This is a genomic window from Pseudomonas edaphica, from assembly GCF_005863185.1.
Lineage (GTDB): Bacteria > Pseudomonadota > Gammaproteobacteria > Pseudomonadales > Pseudomonadaceae > Aquipseudomonas > Aquipseudomonas edaphica.
The window spans coordinates 1-7103 of record NZ_VBVZ01000318.1; the positions used below are offsets into that span (position 1 = coordinate 1).

Annotated in this window: 5 protein-coding genes; 2 read left to right on the plus strand and 3 right to left on the minus strand. The window is 61.5% G+C overall.

The genetic code is table 11. From position 1 onward, the window contains the following. Nucleotides 1-73: 73 nt before the first annotated feature. From FEM54_RS19915 to FEM54_RS19925, 3 genes are all read right to left on the minus strand, one after another. Nucleotides 74-775 (minus strand): SPOR domain-containing protein, encoded by a 702-nt coding sequence (locus tag FEM54_RS19915; protein WP_017138577.1) that lies wholly within the window; start codon nt 773-775, stop codon nt 74-76. Between the two features lies 1 nt (nt 776). Beyond that, nucleotides 777-2513: an arginine--tRNA ligase gene (argS, locus tag FEM54_RS19920; protein ID WP_138452619.1), complete on the minus strand. Its 1737-nt coding sequence runs from the start codon at nt 2511-2513 to the stop codon at nt 777-779. Between the two features lie 204 nt (nt 2514-2717). Next, entirely contained in the window at nt 2718-4937 is a 2220-nt protein-coding gene (locus FEM54_RS19925; RefSeq protein WP_138452622.1) for a primosomal protein N', read from the minus strand. 342 nt (nt 4938-5279) lie between these two features. Between FEM54_RS19925 and rpmE the strand changes: the two genes are divergently transcribed. Together rpmE and FEM54_RS19935 are read left to right on the plus strand one after the other, a co-directional pair. Next, complete coding sequence (gene rpmE, locus FEM54_RS19930; protein ID WP_017138574.1) at nt 5280-5507, plus strand: 50S ribosomal protein L31; 228 nt, start codon at nt 5280-5282, stop codon at nt 5505-5507. 288 nt (nt 5508-5795) lie between these two features. After that, on the plus strand, nt 5796-7064 hold the full coding sequence (locus tag FEM54_RS19935) for a malic enzyme-like NAD(P)-binding protein (protein ID WP_099548044.1): 1269 nt from the start codon (nt 5796-5798) through the stop codon (nt 7062-7064). Nucleotides 7065-7103 lie beyond the last annotated feature (39 nt).

Sequence of the window (7103 nt, forward strand, 5' to 3'; positions counted from 1 at the left end):
CTGAAAATACTGACTGTTACATCGCTATCGCAGGCAAGCCAGCTCCCACATTTTGATCAACGTTGAGCCGGCATCAACGGCTCTGGCGTTGTTGTAACAACAGATTGCTAAAGCCTGCACCCGCCAGTTGCTTCTGCGCCACGGTCAGCTGTTCACGGTTGCTGAACGGCCCGACCAATACGCGATACCAGGTCGCATCCTTCACCGTGCCGGACTCCACTGTTACCGACTGGCCCAGCAGGATGATCTGCGCACGCACACGATCCGCATCCGCCTGTTTCGGGAACGACCCCGCTTGCAGGAAGAACTTGGTCACCGGCGCCGCCTTGGTGGTCGCAACCGGTGGCGGTGGCGGCGGAGTGATACCGGCCAACGCGGCTTGAGCGCGTGCGGTGTCGATTTTCGCGGCTTCCGCTGGTGTCACCGGCGTGGTCGGCACTTGTGGCGTCGGCAGGGTTTTCTCCGGCACGGCGTCAGGCGGCACGATCACTTCCGACTCCGGCAGCAGCGTGTAGAAGTCGTACTTGGGCTTTACCGGCGCGGTCGGGCTCGGCGCAGTCTTGTTGGCCTCGGCGATTTTTGTGGCCTTCTGCTGTTCTTGCTTGACCCGTTTGACGTCATCACCCTTGCCGGGCTCCAGCTTCATCAGGATCACCACAAACGCGCCGACCGCCAGGCCGATAGCCATCCACAGCCAGCCCGGGATTGGCTTCTTCGCCGGTGCCTGATAGCGGCTGGCGCCGCGCTTGGGTGCAGGTTTTTTCTTGGCAGCCAACTTACATACGCTCCAGGGTTTCCAGGCCTAACAGTTCCAGGCCTTGCTTGAGGGTCCGTCCAGCCAGTGCGGCGAGGCGCAGGCGACTTTGCTTTTGGGCTTCGTCGTCTGCCGTAAGGATCGGGCAGTTCTCATAGAAGCTGGAGAACAGACCGGCGACTTCGTACAAATACGTGCAGAGGATATGCGGCGTGCCTTTTTCACCGACGCTGTTGAGCACTTCGCCGAACTGCGCCAGCTTGGCCGCCAGGTCCTGTTCATGCGGGGCATCCAGCACGATTTGGCCTTCAACCTCGCTGAAATCCTTGCCCAGCTTGCGGAACACGCCGGCCACACGGGTGTAAGCGTACAGCAGGTACGGCGCGGTGTTGCCTTCGAAGTTGAGCATCAGTTCGAAGTTGAAGCTGTAGTCGCTGGTGCGGTGCTTGGACAGGTCGGCGTACTTCACCGCACCAATACCTACCACGCGAGCGATATTGCGCAGGTCGGCTTCGGCCAACTCCGGGTTCTTTTCCTTCACCAGGTTGTAGGCACGGTCCTGGGCTTCGTTGAGCAGGTCGATCAGCTTCACGGTGCCGCCGTCGCGGGTCTTGAACGGGCGGCCATCGGCGCCGTTCATGGTGCCAAAACCCATGTGTTCCATGTGCATCGGGTGGGTGACGAAGCCTGCGCGGCGCGCCACTTCGAACACTTGCTGGAAGTGCAGGGCCTGGCGCTGGTCGACAAAATACAGCGCGCGGTCGGCCTTGAGCACGCCGCTGCGGTAGCGCACGGCTGCCAGGTCAGTGGTGGCGTACAGGTAGCCGCCGTCGGCCTTGACGATGATCACCGGCAGCGGCTCGCCGTCGGCGGTCTTGAATTCTTCGAGGAACACGCACTGCGCGCCGTTGCTCTCAACCAACAGGCTGGCAGCCTTGAGGTCGTTGACCACGTTGATCAGGTCGTCGTTGTAGGCGCTTTCGCCCATCACGTCGGCCATGGTCAGCTTCACGTTGAGCAGCTCGTAGATTTCCTGGCAGTGCGACAGCGAAATCTCACGGAAACGGCCCCACAGCGCCAGGCAATCTTCATCGCCGGCTTGCAGCTTGACCACCAGGCCACGGGCGCGGTCGGCGAACTCTTCGGATTCGTCGAAGCGCTTTTTGGCGGCGCGGTAGAAGTTTTCCAGGTCGGCCAGCTCGTTGCTGGTGATCGGGTTTTCCTGCAGGTAGGCCATCAGCATGCCGAACTGGGTGCCCCAGTCGCCCACGTGGTTCTGACGGATCACGTCGTCACCCAGGAACTCCAGCACCCGCGCCACGCCGTCACCAATGATGGTCGAGCGCAGGTGGCCCACGTGCATCTCTTTGGCCAGGTTGGGTGCCGACAGGTCAATCACCACACGCTCCAGGGGGCCGGCCTTGCGCACGCCAATGTTGGCGTCGGCCAGGGCCGCGTCCAGGCGCGAAGCCAGGGCCTGGGTGTTCTGGAAGAAGTTGATAAAGCCTGGGCCGGCGATTTCGGCCTTGGTCACACTCTCGTCGGTCGGCAGCGCGGCGATGATTTTCTCCGCCAGGTCACGCGGTTTCATGCCGGCAGGCTTGGACAGCATCATCGCAATGTTGCTGGCAAAGTCGCCATGGGTCTTGTCTCGAGTGTTTTCCACCTGGATCGCCGGCGACAGGCCTTCAGGCAACACACCTTCGTTGACGAGTTGGGTGAGGGCTTGTTGGATCAGCTGGCGAATGGTGTCTTTCATGGTGTTCTCTTTCGACCGCAAGCGGCGGTGCGCGATGCGCAGGTGGAAAAACTCGGCATTATCCGTGGCGAGGGCGGGCTTGCCAACCGTTCAGACAGGTTGATGGACCTGCGGACCTCATCGCGGGCAAGCCCGCTCCCACATTTAAGGGGGTTCATATTTCAAAATGTGGGAGCTGGCTTGCCTGCGATAGCGATTTCGCAATCAATACAGGTCTACCGGATCCACATCCAACGACCATCGCACTTGGCGGGCGCTGGGCATTTGCTCCAGGGCAAGCATCCAGCTATTTAATAGTCGATGCAGCGGTGCACGGGACGTTGCCTGCAAGAGTAGCTGAGCGCGATACCGCCCGGCGCGCCGCTCCATCGGCGCGGGGACTGGGCCGAGCAATTCGATGCCGGCCAGACTCAACTCACCGAGCAAACGTTCGGCGGCGCTGCATGCCTCGTCGAGAAAATTTTCGGCCTGCCCTGGCTTGTGCGCTTCGGCGCGCAACAGTGCCAGGTGGGCAAACGGCGGCAGGCCGGCGGAGCGGCGTTCGCTCAGGGCCTGTTCGGCGAAAGCGAAGTAGCCCTGTTCTGTCAGTTGAATCAGCAAGGGGTGGTCAGCCAGATGCGTCTGGATAATCACCTTGCCCGGCTCTTCGGCGCGCCCGGCACGGCCTGCCACCTGCACGATCAGTTGCGCCATGCGTTCGCTGGCGCGGAAGTCGCCGGAGAACAAACCACCGTCGGCGTCCAGGATCGACACCAGCGTTACCCGTGGGAAGTGGTGCCCTTTGGCGAGCATCTGCGTGCCGATCAGGATGCACGGCTGGCCTTTCTGAATGGTCGCGAACAGCTGGTTCATCGCGTCTTTGCGCGAGGTGCTGTCGCGGTCGACGCGCAGCACCGGGTAATCCGGAAACAGAATGCCCAGGCGCTCCTCGGCACGCTCGGTGCCCGCACCCACGGGGCGCAAATCCACTTTGCCGCATTGTGGGCAGTGGCGCGGCACGCGCTCCACATGGCCGCAGTGGTGGCAGCGCAGCTCGCCGTGGCGCTGGTGTACGGTCATGCGCGCATCGCAGCGTTCGCACTCGGACATCCAGCCGCAGTCGTGGCACAGCAGCGTCGGCGCAAAGCCCCTACGGTTAAGAAACACCAGGACTTGCTGGCCGGCGGCGAGGGTTTGGCCGATGGCTTGCTGCATCGGCCCGGAAATGCCGCTGTCCAGTGGGCGGCTTTTTACATCCAGGCGCAGAAACCGTGGTTGCTTGGCGCCGCCGGCGCGCTCGTTGAGGCGCAGCAGGCCATAACGGCCGGTGTAGGCGTTGTGCAGGCTTTCCAGGGACGGTGTAGCCGAGCCGAGCACAATCGGGATGTCTTCCTGGCGCGCGCGTACCAGCGCCAGGTCGCGGGCGTGGTAGCGCAGGCCTTCCTGCTGTTTATAGGAGCCGTCGTGCTCCTCGTCGATGATGATCAGCCCGGGGTTTTTCATCGGCGTGAACAGTGCCGAGCGGGTGCCGATAATAATGTCGGCCTCGCCGTCCCGCGCCGCCAGCCAGGCTTCCAGGCGCTCGCGGTCGTTGACCGCCGAATGCACCAGCGCGATGCGCGCGTTAAAACGTTGCTCGAAACGCGCCAGGGTTTGCGGGCCGAGGTTGATCTCCGGGATCAACACCAGTGCCTGCTTGCCGGCTTGCAGGGTTTCGCGGATCAGTTGCAAATACACTTCGGTCTTGCCGCTGCCGGTGACGCCGGCGAGCAGGAAGGCATGGAAGCTGTCGAAACCGGCGCGAATGGCTTCATAGGCGGCGCGTTGCTCGGGGTTCAGCGGCAACTCCGGTTGAGCCAGCCAGTGGTCATGGCGCGGGTCCGGCGCGTGCTTGCGGATTTCCACCTGCACCAAGCCCTTTGCCAGCAGCAAGTCGAGGCTGTCTTTGCTCAGCATCAGCTTGCTTAACAACTGGTGGGCTACGCCATGGGGGTGTTGGGCCAGGGTCGCGAGGGCTTCGCGTTGGCGTGGCGCGCGGGCGATGCGTGGGTCATCCAGGCGCGCGCCGGGCACCATCGACCAGAAACGCTCCTGGCGTGCTTCAGCCAGTTCGCCCTGGCGCAGCAGCACCGGCAGTGCCCAGCTCAGGGTATCGCCGAGGCTATGCTGGTAATACTGTGCGGTCCACAGGCATAACTTGAACAGCGCGGGCGGCAGCGGCGGTGTAGCGTCGAGGATGGCCAGGGCTGGCTTGAGCTTTTCGGCGGGGACTTCGCTGTGGTCGGCCACTTCGATCAGGATGCCGATCATCTCGCGACGGCCAAACGGCACGCGCACGCGCATGCCCGGCTGCAACTGCGCCCGCAACACGCCGGCCGGGGCTCGGTAGTCGAACAGGCGGCGCAGGGGCGATGGCAGGGCTAGGCGCAAAATGGCGTCGGGCACGCGGGGAGTCTCATATAAAGGCAGGCAGTGGCGCAGGGGCGGGAGCCTAGCAGACCTGCGGTGGGGGTGTCCTGTCTTGCGGCACTTCTGTGGGCGCCGGGCTTGTTGTGGCGAGCAGCAGGCTTGCCCAGCGCAGGGCAAGCCTGCTCGCCACAAAAAAGTGCGTCCTTGCAGATGGGCGGTGGAGTGTTGGGTTTTTCTGATGAAAGGGGCTTTTATGTAGGCAAAGCACGGGAGGCGCCGCTTGCGCGTTTAAAAAGGTCTGGTAGAATCCGCGGCCTAATTACGTGCGGTATTCGACAATAGTGTCGAGTGGCGGCACGCTAGCCCGAGGAAGTCACCATGAAAGCCGATATCCATCCAGCGTACGAAACTATCGAAGTAACCTGCAGCTGCGGCAACAAGTTCGAAACGCGTTCGAACCTGTGCAAGCCACTGGGTACTGACGTATGCAACGAGTGCCACCCGTTCTACACCGGTAAGCAGAAAACTCTGGACACCGGCGGCCGTGTACAGCGCTTCGCAGATCGCTTTGGTGCTTTCGGCAAGAAGCCTGCTGCTGCAGAGTAAGGCTCAAAAGCCCCCAGGGTTTTTGCAAGCTGTTGAAAAAGGCGCCCCTTGTGGGCGCCTTTTTTGTGCCTGCGATTTGACCGTGCTGCACTCAAAGCGATTTTAATAAAATAATTGTAGACATTTTTTATCGTAATTGTGAACAGTTAAGCCCTTGTATCCCGTGGCTCTTGGCCGAAAGTCGTAGTGCTCGGCCCTTGACGGCAGTGACTGACCAGTCTTGTGGGGACTTTCTCACACGCGTATCCTCGGCGGTCCGTCGACCAACAGTAAAAGCGGAATGCCGATATGTCTGATTTGAAAACTGCCGCTCTCGAATATCACGCCCATCCTCGTCCAGGAAAGCTGAGTGTAGAGCTCACCAAAGCCACTGCCACTGCCCGCGACTTGTCGCTGGCCTACAGCCCTGGCGTTGCCGAGCCCGTACGTGAAATCGCCCGCGACCCTGAACTGGCGTACAAGTACACCGGCAAAGGCAACCTGGTTGCAGTGATTTCCGATGGCACCGCGATTCTCGGCCTGGGCAACCTCGGCCCATTGGCTTCCAAGCCAGTAATGGAAGGTAAGGGCGTGCTGTTCAAGCGCTTTGCCGGCATCGACGTTTTCGACATCGAAGTCGATTCCGAAAGCCCGCAAGCTTTCATCGACACTGTAAAGCGCATCTCCATCACTTTCGGTGGCATCAACCTGGAAGACATCAAGGCACCTGAGTGCTTCGAGATCGAAAAGGCCCTGATCGAACAGTGCGACATTCCGGTATTCCACGATGACCAGCACGGCACCGCGATCGTTACTGCGGCCGGCATGATCAACGCCCTGGAAATCGCTGGCAAAACCCTGGCTGACGCCCAGATCGTCTGCCTGGGCGCTGGTGCTGCGGCCATCTCCTGCATGAAGTTGCTGGTGAGCATGGGCGCCAAGCTGGAAAACATCTTCATGGTCGACAGCAAGGGCGTTGTTCAGTCCGAGCGTACCGACCTGAACCAGTACAAGGCGATGTTTGCCCACGCCACCGACAAGCGCACCCTGGCTGACGCCCTCGACGGTGCCGACGTGTTCGTTGGCCTGTCCGGCCCGAACCTGCTGAGCGCCGAAGGCCTGAAGTCCATGGCGGCCAACCCGATCGTGTTCGCCTGCTCCAACCCGGACCCGGAGATCTCGCCTGAGCTGGCCCACGCCACTCGCAACGACGTGATCATGGCCACCGGCCGTTCGGACTACCCGAACCAGGTCAACAACGTGCTGGGCTTCCCGTTCATCTTCCGTGGTGCCCTGGACGTTCGCGCCAAGCGCATCAACGAAGAGATGAAAGTGGCTGCCGCCAACGCCCTGCGTGAACTGGCCAAGCTGCCGGTCCCTCAGGACGTGTGCGATGCCTACGGTGGTGCCCCACTGGCATTCGGTCGTGAGTACATCATCCCGAAACCAATGGATAAGCGCCTGATCACCCTGATCTCGGATGCCGTGGCCAAAGCCGCGATCGAGACTGGTGTGGCTACCCTGCCGTATCCGAAGCACTACCCGCTGAAAAGCGTGGATGATGTGTTCAACGGCTAAGCCGTTGTAGCGCACCAACAAAAAGCCCCGGCTCTTGCG